The organism is Pedobacter namyangjuensis, assembly GCF_003313325.1.
Classification (GTDB): domain Bacteria; phylum Bacteroidota; class Bacteroidia; order Sphingobacteriales; family Sphingobacteriaceae; genus Pedobacter; species Pedobacter namyangjuensis.
Genome location: NZ_QMHQ01000004.1, coordinates 120954 through 143511 on the forward strand (window position 1 = coordinate 120954; position 22558 = coordinate 143511).

Here is a 22558-nt window from a genome sequence, read left to right on the forward strand (position 1 = left end):
TTGAAATCTTCTACAAAAGACAATAAAACATCAAGTTTAACTATTTTACAGCTTTGATGTTTTTAAAGATTTATGACATCAAATAAGAGGCGAAAATTAAAAGCTTGAATTAGCCAACGAATGAACCAAAACGATATCACCAGACTTTCTCGGTTAAGCGCTATTTTAATTCAACTACAAACAAAGCGATTAATTACCGCTACCGACTTATCGAGTAAATTTAACGTAAGTACAAGGACAATTTATCGAGATATTAAGGCTTTAGAACAAGCTGGCGTACCTGTTTTAACAGAAGAAGGCAAAGGTTATACTTTAATGGAAGGCTACAGAATACCGCCAATCATGTTTTCAGAAAGTGAAGCGAACGCTTTAATTCTGGCAGAGCAATTGGTATTGAAGAACAAAGACGCTTCTTTCGTTAAAAGTTATAGCGAAGCAATTGACAAAATAAAAGCTGTTTTAAGGCAATCTGAAAAAGACAAAGCCAACTTACTAGTAGAAAGAACACGTTTTGAACAAAACATAAATAGGGAGAGAAATAGCAATAACATCAGCCAGATACAACAAGCCATAACAAATCTCAATTTGCTAAACATAAATTATACAAATGAGAGTAGCCAATCGTCGAATAGATTAATTGAACCATTCGCATTAATGAGCACTACCGAAAACTGGCTTCTTATCGCATGGTGTCGTCTACGCGGAGAGTTTAGGTTTTTCCGTTTAGATAGGATTGAGAAAATTGAAATGATGGCTGAAAAATTTAAACAGCACGATATGACTTTGCAAGAATATTTCGATAAATTTCACAAACCCAAAACACCCTTGACATAGGGCTGTCGCAAGTGCATTATACTTTTGTTATTCAACAATTAAACATAAGTAAAATGCAAAAAACATCATTCGACCCTTGGGCTTGGGGAAAGCACACAAATTCGGTGCAAGCTGTAGAAGTAAAAGAGCCAAATGGCACATTGTACTGTTCTGGTCAAGCAGCTATTGATGCTAACGGTAATCCGAGCAATGCTGATATGCGAAGCCAATTAATCCAAACTATTGCAAATTTAGAAGAGTTGATAATGACCTCCAATTATAAGTGTAGTGGCATCGTTCGACTGAATGTTTACACTACTTCAACTCAAGAATTTTTTACAACTTGCATGGATGTATATGTACCTTTCATTCAGAAACATGGAATTGAACAAGCTACTACCCTAATTGAAGTTAAAGGTCTTTTTGCGACCTTGACAGTTGAGCTTGAAGCTACCTTTGTAAAATAAAAAAAATCAGAAACCTTAAGTCTTATAGAATTGGCTTCCCAAACTATAAGACTTAATGCAAAATAAAACCACATGAATAACTTAAAAATAATCGGAATTTCAGTCGAAACAACTAACCAAAACGGTAAAGCCATTGAAGATTTAGGAAAACTTTGGGGACGATTTTATGCCGAAAATGTAATTGAGAAAATCCCGAATAAAATCAATGAAGAAGTTTACGCTGTTTATACCGATTACGAAAATGACTATAGAGGGAAATATACAACGATAATTGGTATGGCAGTTTCTTCGTTAGATAAAATCCCGGATGGTTTAGTGGGAAGAGCATTTAAAGCGCAGAACTTTAAAAAATTTATTGCCAAAGGCGAAATGCCAAACGCTGTAGGCAAAACTTGGAAAGAGATTTGGGACAAAGACGCAGAGCTGAACAGAAGTTATATTTACGATTATGAAGTTTACGGTTCACGATCTCAAAATGGTGCTAATGCAGAAGTTGATATCTATATTGGAATAATAAATTAGGGTAACTTCATGCCAGCCTGAAAAAGCTTACCTATATCGCGAAACAAACGCTTTTAGATTTAGCTGAATTAGCAGGGAATTGGCATAAAAATAGCATATTGACAAACAGATAAATAAATCAGATAGTATGCAAGTTCTTAATAAATATAAATTTATAGCTTTTGCCATCATCGCAATGGTGTTTGTTATTTCGTCTAGCAACAAAATAATGGCTCAAGAAAAAACGCAAATGGTACGTATTGCAAAAATAAAGGTTGATCCTTTGCAGTTAGAAAAATATAATACAGCTTTAAAAGAACAAATGACTACAGCAGTGAAGCTTGAACCTGGCGTTATAACTTATTATGCGGTTAGCGATCAAAAAGATCCTTCCGTAATTACGATTTTAGAAATTTACGCTAGCAAGGAAGCTTACAACACGCACATAGAAACTGCTCATTTTAAAAAATATAAAGAAACCGTTAAAGATATGGTTAAGTCTTTAGAGCTTGTAGATGTTGACCTATTAGGTTTTGCTACCAAGCCAAACTAAGAAATTCTATTACGAAGGGTAATTGTTAATCAATTACCCTTTTTTATCTGCCCCATTAAGTTAGGATAATCTGTGATGATTCCATCAACCCCCAGGCCAATTAGATATTCTAAATCTTTAACAGAATTAACCGTCCACGGAATAATTTTTATGCCTGCTTTATGGCATTTATCAACCAAATTTTTGCCCACCAAAACCGAATAAGGACTATAAATTGTTGGTTTAAAACCTAAGTCTCTAATATTATTCTCAAAATCCTCTTTTTCATCAATTGCTAAAGCGGTTCTAATTTTAGGATATTTCTGATGTAGATATTGCAAACTCCTAATGTCAAACGATTGGATAATAACCCTTTTTTCCAGCTTTTTTTGTTTCACCACATCCATAATCAGTTCCACAAATTCCTCCGGACTAGGCTGAAATTCTCCATCTCCTTTTCTAATCAATTTTGTTTCGATGTTATAATCTGGCTTGTTTAATTTATTGGCTTTAACGTACAGCTCTACAGAATCTATCAACTCGCCCAACAAAGGCTTGTAAGCCTTAAATTTCTGTTGTCCTGGAAAACGAGCATGCACTTTACTACCCACATCGTATTTCCTTACTTCAGTATAATCCATTTTAAAAATGTTGTGCTTTTTCTCGTCTTTTAAAAGAATTGGTTTACCTGCCGGTGTTAAACTAAACTCGTGATTAAAATAAGGTTCTTGAGAAACAACGGCTTGTTTGTCCTTAGAAACAACAATATTCATCTGCAAAGTAGTTGCGCCTAAATCTAACGCCCTAAGCATGGCAGGAATTGTGTTTTCGGGCATAATGCCCCTGGCACCACGATTAGCCTGCACATCGAACTTTTTCTGTGCGAAAATTGGGGAAGTGATTGAAATAAAGGCTATGGCTAAGATAAAAGTGGGGACTGAGATTGAACGTAGATATTTTTTCATATTTTAAATTCTCTAATAATAACGCTTATTTTAAGGCTTTAGCATTACATTTTATCGCTAATTTATGTTTTTCGGCATAAAAAAAGGGATTTCAACTATGTCAAAATCCCTTCCGTTTATATTTGGTTATTGGTTTATCTTTCTGCCAAGGTAAATATTTGGCTCATTATGTTCCAGTTACCGTCTGCCTGGCGTTCCCAAACAAAAATATAATGGAAAGTCTCACGCAAATCTGTTTTATAATCTATAGTAGCTAAACCATATGTGTAAGCAAAATCAGCGCCTAATGCTTTATCAAAAGCTGTAGTTTTAAGGTTAATTTTATCAATCATCCTGTTGTTAAAAGCCGTAATGTTTTCTTTGCCCACAATTGCCTCTGTACCTGGAAAAAGTAAACGAGCATCTTTATTTAGGAAACCAGCAAATGCACTTGGTCCGTAAGATTTTAACGTAGTGTTTAATGTTTTTTCTGTGGTATTGATAATTTCTCTGCTAACTTTAAGGTCTTTTTCGGTAGCAAGTTTTGGTGCATAATGATCTTTTGGTTCCACAAAACTAGTTGCCAATTTCTTTAACGGTTTGTTGGTATCGGCACCTAAATCAAGTATAAACTCCCAATTACCATTTTTGTTTTTACGCCAAACGGTTAAGTAATGTCCATAAGCTTTATTGGTATCATCAACCACAAAAGTTCCGCTTGTAAAACCCAAATCGCCGCTTCTACTTACTCTTGCAAAATCCGCACTCCAATCAATATTTTTCATATCAGGTTGCGATTCGTAGTATTTTCTTGCATTTACAGGATTTGGTCTAAATGCCAAAGCATCTGGTGCTGCAAACTTTGCGAAAGCTTCTTTTGTACCATCTTTAACTGCGCTAGTTGCAAAAGCCTTTTCGGCTGCAAGTAAAGATTTTGTACTTCCATCGGCCTTTTGTGCGTAGGCTCCAACTCCAACTGATGCGATTAGAACTGTAAATAAAATTTTCTTCATGTTTATGATTAAATAGAGTTACGAATATAAGATTTGAAAGGAAATATAGCCCAAAAAGTAATTAACAATTAAACATTAGCTGGCCGGTTGCTCTCTAAAAATAGTTTCAAGCACCGTTTGCCCAACCGCTTTTAATGTATTTCTATCGATATTATTTAGGTTATCTAGTTGCGTATGCCAATTCATGTAAAAACCGCTTGCATCAGAATAATGTATAACATCTATACATGGTATGCCAGCTTGATTTACCCAAAAATGGTCATCAACTAAGTTTCCGGAAGTTACATTTATAAAGTAGGCCGAATAACCTATTTCGTTACCGATATCCCACACTTTTTTTACTACCTGCGGTGCATATTTTCTAGAGATTTCGTCTTGGGTAAATTGGGCGTTACTGCCGCCAACCATATCCAAGTTTATTCCGTAAAGTGGCTTGTAGCCTTTTTTATGAGGATTTTTAGCCCAATATTGCGAGCCTATGCACCAAGTTGTTTCATTCTCAGATTCATCATTTGCCTTGCCATAATCTTCAATATCCCATAAAATGAAATCGACACCTACATTCGGTTGTTTCTTTTGCAACTGACGAGCCATTTCTAACATTACCGCTACCCCACTTGCGCCATCATTTGCTGCATCGAAAGGCTTGTTACGCATACTTTCATCCGGGTCCTGGTCAGAAAACGGACGAGCATCCCAATGGGCAGAAATTAAAACTCTTTGCGTTTTTTCTGGAGAAAAAGCGGCGATAATATTTTTTAAACGATGAGTCTTACCGTCGTAGGTTTTAGCTGGAGCTTCTTGCACAGTAACCTCACCGCCAAATGATTTAAACTTGGCCACCAAATAATTTAAGGTATTGGTATGTGCAACTGTTGATGGAATACGCGGTCCGAAATCTACTTGCGCTTTAGTATAAGCTAATGCGCTATCCGCATCAAATTCTGGCGATAGCAATTTTACAGTCGCATTTTCGTCTGTGTCCGTTTCTTTTTTATCATCAGATTTACATGCTTGTAAAAACAGTAATGTCAGTATAGGAAGTATTAAAAGTTTATTAATTTTCATTTCGAATGATGTTTTTAACTTAGCTTTTACTCCAAGTTGTACCCTCTTTGCTGTCCTTAAGTTGAATGCCAATATTTTGCAAACCGACTCTTATTTTATCAGACGTAGCGTAATCTTTATTTTCCTTAGCTTCTTTCCTTAGGTCGATAACCATATCTAACACTTCGTTTAATTCAGTGTTGCTAGTATCTTCATCTTTTAAACCAAATACCTCAAAAACAAAATCGTTCATTAAGGTTTTCAATTTATCCAACTCTGTTGCAGAAATTTTTAAAGTGCCGTCGTAAACAGTGTTAATAATACGTGAAGCCTCAAACAATTCGGCAATTACCACCGGACTGTTAAAATCATCGTTCATGGCATTTTCGCAGTTTACACGAAGTGGATCAATCTCTACATCGCTCTGCTCGCTTACAGAAAGTTTAGGCAATAGACTCACGGAGTTCATTAGTCTTCTAAAACCTTTTTCAGAGGCATCCAAAGCATCGTTAGAAAAATCTAATGTACTTCTGTAATGCGCTTGCAACATAAAAAACTTAACCGTCATTGGGCTGTAGCCTTTACGCAAAAGCGGATGATTTCCTGTAAAAAGTTCACCCGGTAAAAACCCGTTACCGGCAGACTTTGACATTCTTGTGCCGTTTACGGTAAGCATGTTGGTGTGCATCCAATATTTTGCTGGCTGGTGTTGGCTGCAAGCTTCAGACTGTGCAATTTCGTTAGTATGGTGCGTTGCCGCCAAATCCATTCCTCCGCCGTGTATATCAAACTCCTGACCTAAATATTTGGCACTCATTGCAGAACACTCTATGTGCCAACCCGGAAATCCCATTCCCCAAGGAGATTGCCATTGCATTAACGTTTCTGGTTTGGCTTTTATCCAAAGTGCAAAATCCAATCGGCCTTTTTTATCATCCTGCCCTCCTAATTCCCTAGTATTGGCCAACATATCTTCTAAATTTCTGTTGGTTAAAATGGTGTAGTTATATTTTTTGCTGTATTTATCTACATCAAAATAGATGGTTCCATCAACTTCGTAAGCATAACCATTTTCCATAATTACCTTAACCATTTCAATTTGTTCAATGATATGGCCGGTTGCGGTTGGTTCTATACTCGGCGGCAAGGTGTTAAACATCCTTAATACATCGTGAAAACCTAAGGTGTACTTTTGTACAATTTCCATAGGCTCCAGCTGTTCTAATTTTGCTCTTTTTGCGAATTTATCGTCACCTTCGTCCCTATCTCCCTCCAAGTGGCCAGCATCGGTAATATTTCTAACGTAGCGCACTTTGTAGCCGCTATATTTTAAGTACCTAAAAATTAAATCGAATGAAATAAATGTACGACAGTTACCTAAATGCACATCACTATAAACTGTTGGTCCGCAAACGTACATACCAACATTTGGTGCGTTTAAGGGTTCAAAAAGCTCTTTTTTTCGTGAAATTGTGTTGTACAACTGTATATTTTGTTTCATGATGCAAATGTAAATAAAAGCAATAGTAAACGGTAAGAATATTAGCTTACAAAGGTTTAATTGCCGAAAGATTACGTTTTATGGATTGTTTACAAGCAAGCGTAAATCGCTACGTACTGGAAAATGATCGGATAATTTGGCTTCCACAATGTGATAATTAACCACTTCTATATCTTTTGTGGCTGCAATATAATCGATTTGGAAGTTGGGAAATTTACCGTTATAAGTTCTGCCTAAACCGCTACCCTTTTTCAAAAAGGCGTTGTTAAGCGAATCGGTCATTTTTGTTACCGCGTAGGAAGCTGGCGTATCGTTAAAATCCCCAGCTATAACATAAGGAGTTTTGCAATCTGCCATGTGTTTTTTCATCAAATCAACTTGATCTGCACGTTTTTTAAAAGCGGTGCGTAACATTCGCAAAATTCTCTTCGATGAACTCTTTTCCACATTCATCTCCTTGGTTACCTTTTCGAGGTAGTTATAATCTTCTTTTTCGAAAGAAATAGATTGTAAATGAACGTTGTAAACTCTTAAATCCTGATTATTAATATTTAAATCGACATAAATACTGCCATTACCTGCACTATTCTGAAACATTATTTCGCCTTTGTCTTTTATAGGATATTTGGAAAATATAGCAAACCCCATAGCTTCCGACTGTGTTTTTTGCGTAGGTACAAAATAATAATATTTCGCATCCAACATTTTTTTTAAACTGTCAACCGTGTCATAAGGCCCTTTTGGCTTAGTAAAAAACTCCTGGAAACATACTACATCAGGATTTTGTCCCTTTACAACAGCAAGCATTTTCTCCTTAACTTCTATGGTATTGTCTTCGCCATAGGGTTTAAAATTATGCACGTTATAGGTCATAACCCTTAGCAAACCTTCTTCAGTTTTTTCGTTTTTTCCGGCGGTGCCGATTAAGCCAAACGTGGCAATTAGGCTATGCCAACCAACACAAATGACTAGTGCGGTTAAAGCAGAAAAAATCCATTTTTTACGCAATGCCCAATAAGCTAGCATAACTACATTGCCTAGTAATAAAAATGGATAAGCTAATCCAAAAAAAGCAATAATAACATTTTCCCTAGGATCGCTTTTACCTGCGTAAACGCCAAGCCACAAAAAAATGACCAAAAAAATAGCCACCAGCAACATTAGCTTATCAAAAAAAGTTAGCTTTTTCTTCATTAACTTTTACTCGCCTTAAATAGCGTTTCTTTTTCTTCTTTACTTAATTTATCGTAGCCAGATTGAGATATTTTATCTAAAATGGCATCAATTTCTTTTTGGTTAACGCTAGTATTGCTTGGTTTAAAAGCATCGTTTTTAACCACTTTTAATTTAGGTTTCTGCTTAAAAATGCTACTTAAATCGGTTCCATTTTGCAATAATTTTATATAGATGAAGCCGAAAAGTGCACCGCCTAAATGCGCTAAACTTCCGCCAGCATTTGTGCCTGTAGTTCCTAAAATATCCAACAAAATAAAAGCAAGCACCAAAAACTTAATTTTAACGTTACCTAAAAACATTAACCTGATGGTGTAATTTGGAACAAGCGTTGCACACGCTACCAAAATAGCAGAAACTGCCGCCGATGAACCTATTATAGTTGCATTCTGATTAGCGTAATACGGCACAAAATTATAGATTAACGCAAAGAATACTACACCTATAATGCCACCCAATAGATACACAAAGTGGAATTGGCGAGGTTTTACAAAATCCATAAAAAGCTGTCCCATCCAAAATAGCCAAATCATATTAAATAAGATATGAAATACATCAGCATGGAAAAACTGATAGGTAATTACCGTGTAGATGTGAGACAACCAAAGGTTTGGCGCCGATGGAAAAGCCAAATATTCGCTAACTAAACCTGATATTAGGCCTTTTTGCCCTGCAAAAGTGAAAATAACACCAAGTAATGCAGTCACGATAAACAGTGCCACGTTAATAGCAATGTATAAAAAAACCGGATTGCCGGATTTGAAAACCTTTTGCTTAATATCTTCTAAAACGTTAGTCATAATAGTCGTAATAAGTACTTTTGTTTCGCCATAGTTTTACTAAAATAAAACCAATTAAAGCACCGCCCAAGTGAGCAAAATGGGCAATTGAATCGCCTGGAATACGACTAAGGCCTAGTACCAATTCTAACACAATATATCCTGGAATGAAGTATTTAGCTTTTATTGGCACTGGTATAAACATCAGCATTAATTCTAGGTTTGGATATAAAACTGCAAAAGCTGTCATAATACCAAACACCGCTCCCGAGGCACCTACCATAGGATATAAGTATACAGATGCAACAGTTGATGCTTGAGAGTTGGTAAATTGTTGCGGATTAAATTGCCCTGCAGAAAGTTGTTCTAATGGTAGATTTGAAGCATTGAAAACAGACCCAGTAATTTGATAAATTTCAAATGCTTGCACGCCCCATTGCAAAGCTAAAGCTCCTAAACCCGTTATTAGATAAAAGTTTAAAAACCTCTTTGCTCCCCAATGCGCCTCTAAAATACTTCCGAACATAAAAAGACCAAACATATTAAAAAATATATGCATGATGTTCTGTTGAGAGTGCATAAACATGTAGGTAATCGGTTGCCAAATCTTAAATTTAGGCGAATCGAAATAATAGACTCCCAAAACTTGCGAAAGATCAATCTGTTCTCGTAGCAAAAAAGTGGCTACATAAAATATCACATTAATGATAAGCAGGTTTTTTACTACTGGTGTTATATTATTCATTTGCTATCTAAGCTTATTTATCAAATTTTTGTGCAATTTCTCCCAATGTAATTGTTTGGATTACCGGTTTGCCACTAATACTGAAATTCGGAGTTTTACAGGCAAACAACTCCTCAATTAAAGTATTCATTTCTTGCTGCCCTAAAACCGTACCACCTTTTATGGCGCTATTTTTTGCCATACTTCTCGCTAAGGCATCTCGCTTATCAAGTTTTAATTCCTGCTGCGAGTTTTTAAAACCTTCAATTAAATGCTCAAAAAGCTGGGTTTCATTAATATTCGAACTCCCTAAATCAACCGGAATACCTTCTATTACCAATGTGTTTTTTCCAAACTCACGCACTTCAAAACCTAAACTTTTAATATCCTCCAGCAAACTTTTTGCAAGTTCGTAATCATTTGGACTTAGTGTTACCGTTTGCGGGAACAAACTTTGTTGCGATGCGCCTTTTCTATCATCAAGATGGAGTAAAAAACGTTCGTACAAAATCCTTTCGTGGGCAGTTTGTTGGTCTATAATCATCATTCCAGACTTGATCTGCGAAACAATATAACGATTGTGCAACTGCATAAATTGCTTTTGCAAAGGTTCAAATTCGCGATCCTTGTGCTCGGGTTCAATTTCTAAAGTAGTTTGCTCTGGCACATCTTGGTTGGTAATTTCGTACAACGAGCCCCAATTTTTGCTTTGAGGCATACTTTGCCGAACACTGCCACCGCCACTGTACGATGGCCTTTCTGCATTTTTATCTGACGAGAAAGGATTAAAGTTAGGGTTAAAATTGATACTTGGTGGCACAATATCTTCAGGCGCCATCTGACTAATCATATTACTAAATCCAGTTTCTTGGTCGAAATCTATTGTTGGGCTAATGTTAAACCTACCCAAAGAGCGTTTTACAGCGGAGTGAATAATGGCGTAAATAGATTTCTCATCCAGATACTTAATTTCAGTTTTAGTTGGATGAACGTTTACATCAATATTTGCCGGATCTATCTCGATAAACAATACGTAAAGCGGAAAATTGTCGTCAGGCAACAACTCCTGATAAGCTTTGTTCACCGCATGATTTAGGTAGGCATCTTTAATAAACCTATCGTTAACAAAGAAAAACTGCTCACCTCTGGTTTTTTTAGCAAACTCTGGCTTGCCAATAAATCCCTTTAGGTTAATGATAGTAGTTTCCTCCTCAACCGGAATTAGTCGCTCGTTATAATTATTACCAAAAAGATGCACAATACGCTGTTTCATGCTAGCAGACGGCAATCGGTAAACTTCCACCCCATCATGGTGCAAGCTGAACGCAATATGTGGTTTTGCCAACGCTACACGTTGAAACTCATCTATAATGTGGCGCATTTCGGCCGGGTTGCTTTTTAAAAAGTTTCTACGAGCAGGCGTATTAAAAAATAAATTTTTAATGCAAATACTCGTTCCGTTTGCAGTACCTACAGGTTCTTGTTTAACAAATGTTGCTCCTTCAATTTCTATTAAAGTCCCTACTTCGTCTTCGTAACGTTTGGTTTTTAACTCTACCTGAGCAATAGCAGCAATAGAAGCCATGGCCTCTCCCCTAAATCCCATCGTTCTAATCGAAAATAAATCTTCCGCTTTGCGAACTTTAGACGTGGCATGTCTTTCAAAACACATCCTAGCATCTGTAATACTCATCCCACATCCGTTGTCAATCACTTGTATAAGAGCTTTTCCAGCATCCTTAACAATCAATTGTATTTTATCGGCACCCGCATCTATGGCATTTTCTAGCAGTTCTTTTACCGCTGATGCAGGTCTTTGCACCACCTCTCCAGCCGCAATTTGATTTGCGACACTATCGGGTAAAAGTTGTATAATATCAGACATTTATTCCTTTTTGTAAGGTCGCTAATTTAGTGAAAATAAGCCTATATTACTGTTATAAATTGATGGTTTAATTGTAAAAATGCCTAATCAGTTAGTATCAATTTAGTTAAGTGCCTGATATTATTTTATTGGATTTGAAAAACTGTAAACCGATTTTCTATCTTTAAAAAATGAAACAATTTGTCCTTTTAGTTTTGCTTGCTCTTACTTTTGGCGCCTGCACCAAAAAAAGTGCCGACCTGATTGTATATAACGCAAAAGTTTATACCGTTAATGATAATTTTGACATGGCCGAAGCCATTGCTATTAAAGACGGTAAAATTTTAAGCGTTGGCAATAGTGCTGATTTACGAAAAGAGTATAGTTCCAGTGAAGAATTAGATGCCCAAGGCAAGGCAATTTATCCTGGGTTTATCGACGCACATGCCCACTTTTTCGGCTACGGAGAAAGTTTGCAAAGCGCAAACTTAACAAACACTAAAAGCTGGGATGAAGTAATCGCCAAGGTAAAGGAATTTGCAAAAACACATCCAGATGGTTGGTTAACGGGCAGAGGTTGGGACCAAAATGATTGGCCCGACAAACAGTTTCCGAGCAAAGAGAAATTAGATCAATTGTTTCCTAATAGACCGGTTTTATTAACCCGAATAGACGGACATGCAGCGGTTGCAAATCAAGCTGCCCTAAACCAAGCCGGAATTAGTAAATCTTTTAGTTTAACCGGAGGTGATATTGTTGATGTAGATGGAAAATTAACGGGCTTGTTAATTGATAATGCCGTTGCTCTGGTAGCAAATAAAATTCCGTCAGCCGATGAGAAAAAAGCCAGAAAAATTCTAACTGATGCACAGCGAAATTGTTTCGCCGCTGGCCTAACTACCATAGACGACTGCGGTTTAGACTATGAGGCGATAGATCTTATCGAAAAAATGCATAAAGACAATACTTTAAAAATGCGTTTGTATGTGATGCTTTCTGACGCTGAAAAGAACTTCGAGTATTTATTTAGACGTGGCGCAGTTAAAACAGACAGGTTAAACGTAAGAGCATTTAAAGTTTATGCCGATGGCGCTTTAGGGTCGAGAGGTGCTTGCCTAAAACATCCTTACAGCGATATGCCAAGCAAATCTGGTTTCTTGCTAAGCGATATTAAGCACTTTGAAGAGGTTGCGGATAAGATAAACAAGCATAACTTTCAGATGTGTACGCACGCCATAGGCGACTCCGCAAATCGTAGCATTTTAAAAATCTACAATAAAGTTTTAGGTAGTAAAAACGACAAACGGTGGCGCATAGAGCACGCTCAAGTTGTGTCGCAAAGCGATTTTGATCTTTTTGGAAGCGCAAGTGTAATTCCAACTGTACAACCTACCCATGCAACTTCTGATATGTACTGGGCAACTGAGCGTTTAGGAACCGAAAGAGTTAAAGGTGCATATGCCTACAAACAATTGCTTGCGCAAAATGGTTGGATACCTTTAGGAACTGATTTCCCTGTTGAACAAATTAACCCGATGTTTACTTTTTATGCCGCAACAGCTAGAAAAGACAATAAAAACTATCCGGCAGGCGGTTATCAAATGGAAAACGCTTTAACTAAGCAAGAGGCACTAAGAGGCATGACTATTTGGGCTGCTAAATCCAATTTTGAAGAAAAGGAAAAAGGAAGTTTAGAAGTTGGAAAATTTGCCGACTTCGTAATCTGGGAAAATGATATAATGACAGGTTCTGATGAACAAATTTTAAAAAACAAGGCACTAAAAACCTTTTTGAATGGAGAGAAAGTATATGAAAAAAAATAGCCTGGCGGGCATTTTTACAGTAGGTTTGGCGGTTATTTTTACATTAAGCGCTTGTGCGCAAAGCCATAAACAAGCAGAAGACAGACTGAAAAACATAAATGCAATTATAAATAGTTCGGTTCTTTTGAATAACCAGCAAAACCAAATTCCACTAACCAAACTAGCTAGCCAAAAATTTGCTTCGGTTGATTTAGGCTTTGTTTATCAAAAATCTTTCGACAGCCTTTTAAACAAATATGCGGCGGTAAAAAGCCTGAGCGCTATTAAATACAAAGACTCTACTACGCTAAATGATTTAGAAGACGATTTGAAATTTTACAGCACCGTAATTGTTTCAGTAACAGATCAGCTGGCCAAAGAAGGAAAAATTTTAAATTTCATAAGCAACATTGCTAAACACAAACAAGTTGTTGTGGCTGCCTTCGGCGATGGAAAAAGCTTAAGCTCTTTTGACAATCTTACTAATCCAATTGTTTGGTCGCCAACAGTTTCTGAAGAAGCTGCCATGATTTTACCACAATTTATTTTTGGTGGGATTAGCGCTAACGGTACCCTAAGCAAAAATTATTCAGCCAAGTATACCGCAGCATCTGGCTATAAAACCACTGCAACCCGGTTCAAGTATACCGTACCGGAAGATGCTGGCGTAAATACAGAAGACTTGCTAGAAATAGATAAAATTGCTGCTGAAGCGATTGCGGGAAAAGCCTCCCCTGGAATTGTAGTTTTAGTAGCTAAAGATGGTAAAGTAATTTATAACAAAGCTTATGGTTACCACACCTACGATAATTTAGTGAAGGATCAGGTAACAGATATTTTTGATATGGCTTCGGTTACTAAAACTTCGGCAACTACGCCAACCATTATGCGTTTGGTAGAAGAGAAAAAGCTAAATCTTGATACCAACATTGGATTTTATATACCTAAAGCACGCAACACGCCAATGAACAACATTAAAGTTAGAGAAGTAATGTTGCATCAAGCTGGTTTTATCCCATACATTCCATTCCACAATTTTGTAAAAGAAGGCGATTATAGCAGAGACTCTTCGGCAGCATTCCCCACAAAAGTTGCTGATAATTACTTTATCAAAAAAGGGTTTTTCACGGATTTTATGTGGCCTAAAATGTTAAACTCACCTATCAAAACCCGTGGCAGTTATGTTTACAGTGATATCAGCATGTATGTAATGAAAGATATTGCCGAGCAAATTACTGAAGAACCAATGGCGCAATACATTTTGGATAATTTCTATACTCCATTGGGTATGCAAACTGCAGGTTATTTACCCAGAAATCGCTTTGCGAGAGAAAGAATCGTGCCAACGGAAGATGATAAAGCATTTAGAAAAACGCTATTGGAAGGCTACGTACACGATCAAGGCGCTGCATTAGCTGGTGGAGTTGCCGGACACGCAGGTTTATTTGCTAGCGCAAACGACATTGCCATTTACAACCAACTTTTATTAAATAGAGGTACTTATGGTGGAGAACAATATTTTAAACCAGAAACGGTTGATATGTTTACCAACAAACAATCTAATGTAAGCAGAAGAGGTTTAGGCTTTGACAGGCACGACGCCGATTTGACTAAAAAATATCCTTCGCAATTGGCTTCTTCTTCTACTTATGGGCATACTGGCTATACCGGTATCGGATCTTGGGTAGACCCTGCAAGAGGGTTGGTTTACATTTTTCTATCAAATCGTGTACACCCAAGTGTTAGCGAACAATTAGGCAAACTTAACATCAGACCTCGAATTCAGGATGCAATTAACAGAGCGATAGATAAAGGGAAGAAATAAAATTGAATTTAAACTAAGATAGGCCGGATGAATGTTTCTCATCCGGCTTAATTTTTATACACCAACCTTATAAATAACAGTTTCCAAACTATCACTATCACTGTCCTCGCAAAGCAGAAATTCTAGTTTTTCTTCTACTTGTCTTAGAAACGAAATTCCTTCGAATTTTTGATGAGCAGATATCTTTTTAGTAAAATCTAATTGGAAGTTTTTTAAATCAATTTTACCAAGATAACTTCCTAATATGTCTCCATCATCATAAGTAGAGGTTGTATTTTCCGCAGCTGCGATAAAATAAATCTGATTTTGATGCAAAACCGCATCTGTAAACGATACTAAAACATTGTTAGTTTTAAGCAAAGCGATTGGAATAAATGATATGGAGGAAGCTTTTGCTAAATCATTTCCTTTAATTTTGAAAATGCCATTTTTGTTGGCATCTCCATTACCACGATTAAACAAATACCAATCGCTTTCTGTTGCAACAGCTCCTTCAATATTTAAGTTCTCCTCATCAATGCCCGTTGATTTTCTGATGTTAGCGTATAAAAACGTTAAATCGTGACGTGTTACTTTTTTAGTCTCCAAATTGTAACAGGCCATTAAATTTCTGTTCGGCTTTGAACCAGAACCTAAAATAAAAAGCTGATTTTGATAATGGCAAAGTACTTCAAAGTCGGGCTTTAAATCTTTCGGAATATTTTCTGACGTATTGAAACCTTTTAGTAGTTCGACTTTGTTAAGTTGTTGCTGAGCTATATTATACTCGTACAAATAAGCGCTATTATCGCCAATAATATAAAGTAGATTCTCCTTTAAAAAAATTCCGGATGCTGCGCCAACTCCTTTTATTTTTACGAAAACTTCTAGCTCGTTTTTGTTCATTTTAAGCATGATATAAATAAAGCGCCAAAAAAATTAGCGCTTTATGTAGTTTTTGCGTTAGGGATAGAAGCGGAAATCCTTTTTGTAAATCCTGAGCCTGCGAACGGATACAAAAAAATTGTAGCGAATAGCCCGACCCCTTTTCGGGGTAACGCCCCAATTATTATAACCTTAACCTATCGGCAGGGAATTATCCTACTTTTTCAATCCTATTTCTCTTAGTCGTTCGTCCAGATACTCGCCGGCAGTCATATCGGTATAAACTTTTGGATGAGCTTCGTCGATTGTAGAAGGCAGGCTTGTTAAATCCATATTACTTCTGGGATGTAAGAAAAACGGTACCGAAAAACGAGAAGTTTTCATCAATTCTCTAGGCGGATTTACCACGCGATGTGTAGTAGATTTTAATTTGTTGTTTGTTAAACGTTGCAACATATCGCCAACGTTAACAACTATATCTGTATGCGCCGCTTTAATTGGCAACCACTCGTTACTACGCGTTAAAACTTCTAAACCATCGGCGCTAGCACCAATTAACAAGGTAATTAGGTTAATATCTTCATGTGCACCAGCTCTAACGGCATCACTTGGCAAAGCCTCCGGATTTTCAATTGGGAAATAATGAATTCCTCTTAAAATCGAATTGCCATTATGAACATGCTTATCAAAATAATCTACTGGAAGTTCAAGGTAAGTTGCAATTGCACGTAAAAGATGTTTACCATTTTCTTCAAGCTTTGTGTAGATCTCTCTGGTAACCGGATTAAATTCTGGCAGTTCTTCTAAAACTTCATTATCTGGATATTCGCTTTTTATGGCATCACCATCGGTAACTTCATTGCCAATTTGCCAAAATTCCTTTAAATCGGCTGTTTTTGCCCCTTTAGCAGTTTCTTTGCCTGCACTTGTGTAACCACGTTGACCCGCTAATTCTGGTTTTTCGTACTTACGTTTTACCTCTACCGGCAAAGCGAAAGCGGCTTTAATGTTCTCGTATAATTTATCAATCAATTCTTGACTTAAACCGTGGTTGGTTATGGTTACAAAACCAGAGTCGTTAAAGGCTCTTCCTAAATCATCAGAAAATTGTTTGCGTTGTTCTTCGTTGCCGTTGATGTAGTTCCCTAAATCAAGACATGGAATATAAGGTGTAGACATAGCTTATTTTTTAATGTTAGTTAAATTTAAAAAGATTTGTTAACAATTACGGAAATTGATAATTTAAGTAAAATAATAAACTAAATTCCAAACCTTTAAGTTATTAACAAAAATCCTGTTACGTTGAATTTAAAGATTAAGACTAAAATTTTTTCAACAAAAAAAGGAGCAAATTTGCTCCTTTCAACATAATTTTCGAGGTTACAGCCCTATTTTAATACCAACATTTAAGCCTAAGCCTCCAATGCTAATATAAGATCGCAAATCATCGCTTGGTTTGTTTGGGTCATAACCAGCATGACCAGCAACGTTAGACGATGCCGTAAGTCTTTTCTCATAATTAACTTCTCTAACTGCTGTTGGCAAATCGCTCAATCCTACATTTACCGTACTGCCGTTAGCTAATGTACCAACTGCATTAAAAGCTTTAATTTCTTTACTATCGCTATTTACAGATACGTTTCTATATTCAATTTCGCTAAAGAAACTAATGTTGTTTCCTATTGGATAATTAAAACCTGCAGCGCCTATAAAACCTAATGTTGGTTTGGGTTTTATTCTTTCTGTGCGTGTTGCCTGTACCGCTACAAAGTTTGGATTGATGGTAGAGGCAATAGCACCGGTTCTGTCATCAATCGTAGTATTGATTTCCATAAAACCATAAACCGGCAACACTGCACCCATTTTTAGGTAAGGTCTAAATTTATTCTCTGTTGGCAGATGAAAAACAAGCGTAGGTGTAACATCTAAAGCGGTAACCTGGCCCACAGCCTTTAAGCCTAAAACTTGGTTAGACGCTACGAACCCGGCTTGTTTAGCCATTGTATTTTTTTCGCTTCTGTAAAAATTAACGCCCATTTCAAAAGCAACTACGCTGTTAAATCTAAAACCACCGTTTAAACCGGCTCTCCAACCTTGCCCAAAAGAACCCGTTATTGCTTCTTCAGAAATTGTGGTTCTGGCTCCCGTATTCGGATTAATAGAAAATGAAATATCCCTTGGTTGTAACGGACCTACATTTGGAAATTCTACTGGCGTAACTTTTATAAAGTAACTCCCTGTTGGCTTAAGATAAAACCCTCTTCCCTCTTGTGCAAAAGAAGCAACTGACGTTCCTGCTAAAAGTATAGCAGCTAATAATAGCTTTTTCATAATACTGGTTTTTAATTTTGGCTAAACAACACCTATACTGGCATAGCATATTTTAAAAACACGAAGTAACAAACAAAAGTTTTAATTGTTGAAACATCTATCATTTTTCCGTCACAATCCTTAAAACGTTTTTAAGTAAATTTTTTGAGCATTACTTTTGCTAACACTGTTAACTTTAATAATGGTGTTAGCAAAAATATGGCTATAAGTTTAAGGCGAGAAGCCCAGAAGAAAGCAATTAGAGAAGCAATATTGGATGCTACCAGAAACATTGTAACCAATGAAGGCTGGCAAGCGGTTTCTATAAGAAAAATAGCCGATGCAATTGGCTATAGCCTCCCTGTTGTTTACGATTATTTTAAAAGCAAAGATGCTATTCTAGAGGAATTTGTAAAAAATGGATTTGCGATGCTAACGAAGGAAGTTACACAAGCAAAAAGCAAACTATCTGAACCAACTGCACAATTGGAAGCCATAGGCGATGCCTACTTTAACTTTGCCTTTAAACACAGAGAATATTACCAGATGATGTTTGGCTTAGGCATGCCCACCTGCGATAGAGTTAGAGAAGTGGAGGAGATTGGCAACTTTGGCTCTACCATTATTGGCATTATACAAGGGATGATGACACCACCCGTAATTAAGGAACAAACTATATTAAAATTTCATACTTTTTGGTCTATACTACATGGTTTAACATCAATTAACATGGTAAATATTGCAGCTACTCCAAATCAGTTGCAGCAGCAGGTTTTGCAAGATGCGATACAAGGATTTATAAAAAACATTAATAATTAAAAAAATAAATACAACAATAAAATGAGTTTAATACAAGCACTTAACTGGCGTTATGCCACTAAAAAAATGAATGGTAAAGCCGTTCCGCAAGATAAAGTAGATGCAATTATAGAGGCAGCGAGATTAGCACCAACATCGTCTGGTTTACAACCTTACAAAGTTATTGTAATCACCAACCCAGAATTAAAGCAACAACTATTGCCACACACTTTTAACCAGCAGCAAATTGTTGATGCATCGCATGTTTTGGTTTTTGCAGCTTGGGACAATTATACAGAAGAGAGAATTAACGAGGTGTTTGACAGAAATAATTCTGAACGTGGCCTACCTGCTGACACCGCCGCAGACTACAAAAACATGCTTTTAAGCACTTATCCTCCACGCCCAGCAGAAGTTAATTTTCAGCACACTGCCAGACAAGCCTATATTGGTTTTGGTGTAGCTATTGCAGAAGCGGCTTTACAACAAGTAGATGCTACGCCGATGGAAGGATTTGATAACGCTAAATATGATGAAATTTTAGGCTTAACCGAGAAAGGTCTAAAAAGCGTAACAGTTTTACCTTTAGGCTATCGCGATGAAGCTGGAGATTGGTTAGTAAACCTTAAAAAGGTTCGTCAGGCTACTAGCGATTTTGTAATAGAATTCAAATAAACTCAATCGATAGAACAAAAAGGGGTGCAAAGAAATTTGTATCCCTTTTTTATTTTGGTTCCTTTTGTAAAAATATGTTAAAGATTGGTCAATATGGCGTCGCATCAATGTATAATCAATATATTAGCAACATGAGAATTCTTTTTACCTTAATAACCCTCAGTTTTCTATTTACCTCATCTGCCAACGCACAAGAAGCAGATAGCGTAGTTTTAAATAATATTATTAATAAAACCAAAGCTCTATCAGACAATCAACCAGTTGAAAAAGTATACGTACATTTTGATAAACCCTACTATGCAGTTGCCGATACAATGTGGTTGAAAGCTTACGTAACGATTGAGCAAAACTTGCCATCGCCTTTAAGCAAAATTGTTTATGTAGAGGTATTTACAGATAAGGATTCCCTGGTACAAACACTAAAGCTACCTGTAAAAAATAGCGTCGCATACGGTAATATCCCGCTAGGGATGCAAAACTACAAACAAGGCAATTACTACGTTAGGGCCTATACGCTTTGGATGGTAAATTTTGGTGACGCTTATTTTTTTAAGAAAAACATTACCCTTGGTGAAGCTATAGACAAGCAATTAATTACCAATATAACCTACACCAACGAACCCACTGATAAAGGTGTAAAAACAACTGCCAAAATTCAGTTTAGAGACCTTGGCAAAAAGCCAATTGCTAATAAAGCCGTTAGCTGGAGAGTTTTATCCAACTACGACGAATTTTCTAAAGGCAAGGCAGTAACAGATCAAAATGGTGTAATTAGTATTGTAGTAACAAGCAAAGCTGGCGAACCAATTACCAAAGGTGATATTATTACCGATGTTAATATTGCTGAAAAAGAAACCGCTAGTGCTCGATTTAACTTAAAACAAACAGCAAGTACCATCGATCTACAATTTTTCCCGGAAGGCGGACAATTAATTGCTGGCATACCAAATCAGGTTGGGTTTAAAGCAGTAAAAGTTAATGGATTGGGTGCAGAGGCAAAAGGAAGTATAATTGACGACCAAAATAACGAGATAGCAACTTTCACATCGTCACATGCCGGAATGGGATCTTTCTTTTTAAGCCCAGAATTTGGCAAAACATACAAGGCGAAAGTTACTTTTAAAGACGGCTTATCTAAAACATACGACTTACCTAAATCGGTTGAAAGTGGCATTACGTTACAAGTAATAAACTCTAACGCCGAATTTATCAACCTAAAAATTATTGCAAACGAATCATACTTTAAAGCAAACACAGATAAGACATTTTTTATTGTAGGCCAAAACACTAACGTGATTTATTATGCTGCAAAAGCGAGTTTAAAAAGCCAGGTTATCATTACCAAAATTCCTAAAAAGAACTTTCCTTCGGGGATTGCCCAATTAACCCTATTTAACATGCAGAACGAAGCAATAAGTGAACGTTTAGCTTTTGTTTTACACACTAACGGTTTAAGTCTGGGTTTAAAATCTGATTTGCCAACGTATAAGCCTCGCCAAAAAGTAAAACTTACTTTAGACGCAAAAAGTGCTGGATTGCCTACTTCCGGAGATTTTTCTATCGCCGTTATCGATGAGCAGAAAGTACCCGTAGATGAGACTACAGAAACAACTATACTTTCGTCTCTGCTATTAACATCAGACTTAAAAGGTTACATTGAAAAGCCAAATTACTATTTTACAAAAACCGATGAGAAAAAACTCGCAGATTTAGACAAATTGATGTTAACGCAAGGCTACCGTAGATTTTCTTTTAAGGAGATTTTAGCTGGCCAATATCCAAAACTTTCTTTTTTACCAGAGCAAGGTATAAATATTACTGGTACACTTAGAGACAGAACGGGCATGCCAATTAAAAAAGGTGCAATGCGATTGATGGTTACAGGAAAACCAATATCTTCAGAAACGGTAACCAGCAATATGGGTTTATTTAACTTTCAGAATTTAAATTTCCCCGATTCTTCTGATGTTGTGGTTAGTGCAAAATATAATGCCAACGCTGCCAACCTAATGATTATGCTTGATGGTAGCCCGATGCCTGCAGCGGGAAAAAATATTAATGCCCCAGACGAAGTGGTTAACATAGATACTGTTTTATCATCTTATTTAAGCAACAGTCAGCGCCAATACCGCTATTTAAGAACTTTAAAAACGGTTGAAATTAAAGGTGCACCAATAAAAAAACCTAGCCACGCAGACCATAGTGCTTTATCTGGCTTGAGTATGATCCCTGATCATTTATTAAGTTCTGATAGATTTTCTGCAGGCTGTAACTTTCTTTTGCAGTGTTTACGAACAATGGCAACGGGTTTAACATTCGACGTTGAAGATTTCTATGTTACAAGAAGTTTTAACCAAGGAGATAGGACTAAAGTGCAAGCATTTATAAACGGAATGCCTGTAGACACACGCGATATTAATAATGTAAGCGCTACAGAAGTAGAATCAGTTGAAATATTTTTAACAGACCAGCTAGGTACTGTAGACAGGGTGTATGGCACAAAAGGTGTAATTGTAATTAACACCAAAAAACAACCTGTTGGCCAAAAAATAAGCAAACAGGAGCTTTTGGATATGTTGCCAAAAACCAACATTATCACGTTCAACCCGATGGGTTATAGTAAGGAACGAGAATTTTACAACCCAAAATATTTACCAAATGCACAAGTAACAAGTAACGATTTACGAACAACGATTTATTGGAATCCGAAGGTTGTTACAGATGAAAAAGGTAACGTAAGTTTCGAATTTTTTAATGCCGACGGAAGAGGAAGTTACAGAGCAGTTGTAGAAGGTATTGATAAAAATGGAAATGTTGGTAGAGCCATATATCGTTATACGGTTAAATAAAAAGATAAAGCCTCTCG

General features: G+C 36.7%; 20 protein-coding genes. 9 read left to right on the forward strand and 11 right to left on the reverse strand.

What is annotated here, in order from left to right:
• The first annotated feature begins 120 nt into the window (after positions 1-120).
• The 4 genes from DUT69_RS16180 to DUT69_RS16195 all read left to right on the forward strand — a co-directional run bounded on the left by DUT69_RS16180 (position 121) and on the right by DUT69_RS16195 (position 2334).
• Positions 121-834 (forward strand): helix-turn-helix transcriptional regulator, encoded by a 714-nt coding sequence (locus tag DUT69_RS16180; RefSeq protein WP_113654303.1) that lies wholly within the window; start codon positions 121-123, stop codon positions 832-834.
• Between the two features lie 53 nt (positions 835-887).
• Positions 888-1280, forward strand: coding sequence for a RidA family protein (locus DUT69_RS16185; protein ID WP_113654304.1), 393 nt, complete (start codon positions 888-890; stop codon positions 1278-1280).
• Positions 1281-1352: 72 nt separating this feature from the next.
• Positions 1353-1802: a GyrI-like domain-containing protein gene (locus DUT69_RS16190; RefSeq protein ID WP_113654305.1), complete on the forward strand. Its 450-nt coding sequence runs from the start codon at positions 1353-1355 to the stop codon at positions 1800-1802.
• A gap of 127 nt (positions 1803-1929) precedes the next feature.
• Positions 1930-2334, forward strand: a complete 405-nt coding sequence (locus DUT69_RS16195; protein WP_205314293.1) for a putative quinol monooxygenase — start codon at positions 1930-1932, stop codon at positions 2332-2334.
• Positions 2335-2363: 29 nt separating this feature from the next.
• Here DUT69_RS16195 and DUT69_RS16200 read toward each other — a convergent pair whose 3' ends face one another.
• The 8 genes from DUT69_RS16200 to mutL form a co-directional block, all read right to left on the reverse strand.
• The gene (locus DUT69_RS16200; RefSeq protein ID WP_113654306.1) at positions 2364-3278 is read right to left on the reverse strand and encodes a glycerophosphodiester phosphodiesterase family protein; all 915 of its coding nucleotides are present in this window, start codon (positions 3276-3278) and stop codon (positions 2364-2366) included.
• Positions 3279-3412: 134 nt separating this feature from the next.
• Positions 3413-4270 carry a nuclear transport factor 2 family protein gene (locus tag DUT69_RS16205; protein WP_113654307.1) on the reverse strand — a complete coding sequence of 286 codons (858 nt, stop codon included), beginning with the start codon at positions 4268-4270 and terminating at the stop codon, positions 3413-3415.
• A gap of 75 nt (positions 4271-4345) precedes the next feature.
• Positions 4346-5338 (reverse strand): M28 family peptidase, encoded by a 993-nt coding sequence (locus DUT69_RS16210; RefSeq protein ID WP_113654579.1) that lies wholly within the window; start codon positions 5336-5338, stop codon positions 4346-4348.
• A gap of 19 nt (positions 5339-5357) precedes the next feature.
• Positions 5358-6818, reverse strand: a complete 1461-nt coding sequence (gene cysS, locus DUT69_RS16215; protein ID WP_113654308.1) for a cysteine--tRNA ligase — start codon at positions 6816-6818, stop codon at positions 5358-5360.
• A gap of 78 nt (positions 6819-6896) precedes the next feature.
• Entirely contained in the window at positions 6897-8012 is a 1116-nt protein-coding gene (locus DUT69_RS16220; protein ID WP_113654309.1) for an endonuclease/exonuclease/phosphatase family protein, read from the reverse strand.
• The gene (locus DUT69_RS16225) at positions 8012-8851 is read right to left on the reverse strand and encodes a rhomboid family intramembrane serine protease (RefSeq protein ID WP_113654310.1); all 840 of its coding nucleotides are present in this window, start codon (positions 8849-8851) and stop codon (positions 8012-8014) included. The genes DUT69_RS16220 and DUT69_RS16225 overlap by 1 nt, the downstream gene beginning before the upstream one ends.
• On the reverse strand, positions 8844-9575 hold the full coding sequence (locus DUT69_RS16230) for a rhomboid family intramembrane serine protease (protein ID WP_113654311.1): 732 nt from the start codon (positions 9573-9575) through the stop codon (positions 8844-8846). Before DUT69_RS16230 ends, DUT69_RS16225 begins: the two co-directional genes overlap by 8 nt.
• Positions 9576-9588: 13 nt before the next feature.
• The gene (mutL, locus tag DUT69_RS16235) at positions 9589-11439 is read right to left on the reverse strand and encodes a DNA mismatch repair endonuclease MutL (RefSeq protein WP_113654312.1); all 1851 of its coding nucleotides are present in this window, start codon (positions 11437-11439) and stop codon (positions 9589-9591) included.
• Positions 11440-11609: 170 nt separating this feature from the next.
• Between mutL and DUT69_RS16240 the strand changes: the two genes are divergently transcribed.
• Together DUT69_RS16240 and DUT69_RS16245 are read left to right on the forward strand one after the other, a co-directional pair.
• Complete coding sequence (locus DUT69_RS16240; protein WP_113654313.1) at positions 11610-13241, forward strand: amidohydrolase; 1632 nt, start codon at positions 11610-11612, stop codon at positions 13239-13241.
• The gene (locus tag DUT69_RS16245) at positions 13213-15045 is read left to right on the forward strand and encodes a serine hydrolase domain-containing protein (protein ID WP_240186741.1); all 1833 of its coding nucleotides are present in this window, start codon (positions 13213-13215) and stop codon (positions 15043-15045) included. Before DUT69_RS16240 ends, DUT69_RS16245 begins: the two co-directional genes overlap by 29 nt.
• Positions 15046-15099: 54 nt before the next feature.
• Here the strand turns inward: DUT69_RS16245 and DUT69_RS16250 are convergent, their stop codons facing one another.
• The 3 genes from DUT69_RS16250 to DUT69_RS16260 form a co-directional block, all read right to left on the reverse strand.
• Positions 15100-15930, reverse strand: a complete 831-nt coding sequence (locus tag DUT69_RS16250; protein WP_113654315.1) for a DUF6929 family protein — start codon at positions 15928-15930, stop codon at positions 15100-15102.
• A 195-nt stretch (positions 15931-16125) separates the two neighbouring features.
• The gene (locus DUT69_RS16255) at positions 16126-17088 is read right to left on the reverse strand and encodes an isopenicillin N synthase family dioxygenase (RefSeq protein WP_113654316.1); all 963 of its coding nucleotides are present in this window, start codon (positions 17086-17088) and stop codon (positions 16126-16128) included.
• Positions 17089-17289: 201 nt separating this feature from the next.
• Positions 17290-18240, reverse strand: a complete 951-nt coding sequence (locus DUT69_RS16260) for an outer membrane beta-barrel protein (RefSeq protein WP_113654317.1) — start codon at positions 18238-18240, stop codon at positions 17290-17292.
• 144 nt (positions 18241-18384) lie between these two features.
• Between DUT69_RS16260 and DUT69_RS16265 the strand changes: the two genes are divergently transcribed.
• The 3 genes from DUT69_RS16265 (at position 18385) to DUT69_RS16275 (ending at position 22541) form a co-directional block, all read left to right on the forward strand.
• Complete coding sequence (locus DUT69_RS16265; RefSeq protein WP_113654318.1) at positions 18385-19038, forward strand: TetR/AcrR family transcriptional regulator; 654 nt, start codon at positions 18385-18387, stop codon at positions 19036-19038.
• A 21-nt stretch (positions 19039-19059) separates the two neighbouring features.
• Positions 19060-19692: an NAD(P)H-dependent oxidoreductase gene (locus tag DUT69_RS16270; protein ID WP_113654319.1), complete on the forward strand. Its 633-nt coding sequence runs from the start codon at positions 19060-19062 to the stop codon at positions 19690-19692.
• 74 nt (positions 19693-19766) lie between these two features.
• On the forward strand, positions 19767-22541 hold the full coding sequence (locus tag DUT69_RS16275) for an alpha-2-macroglobulin family protein (protein ID WP_240186742.1): 2775 nt from the start codon (positions 19767-19769) through the stop codon (positions 22539-22541).
• Positions 22542-22558 lie beyond the last annotated feature (17 nt).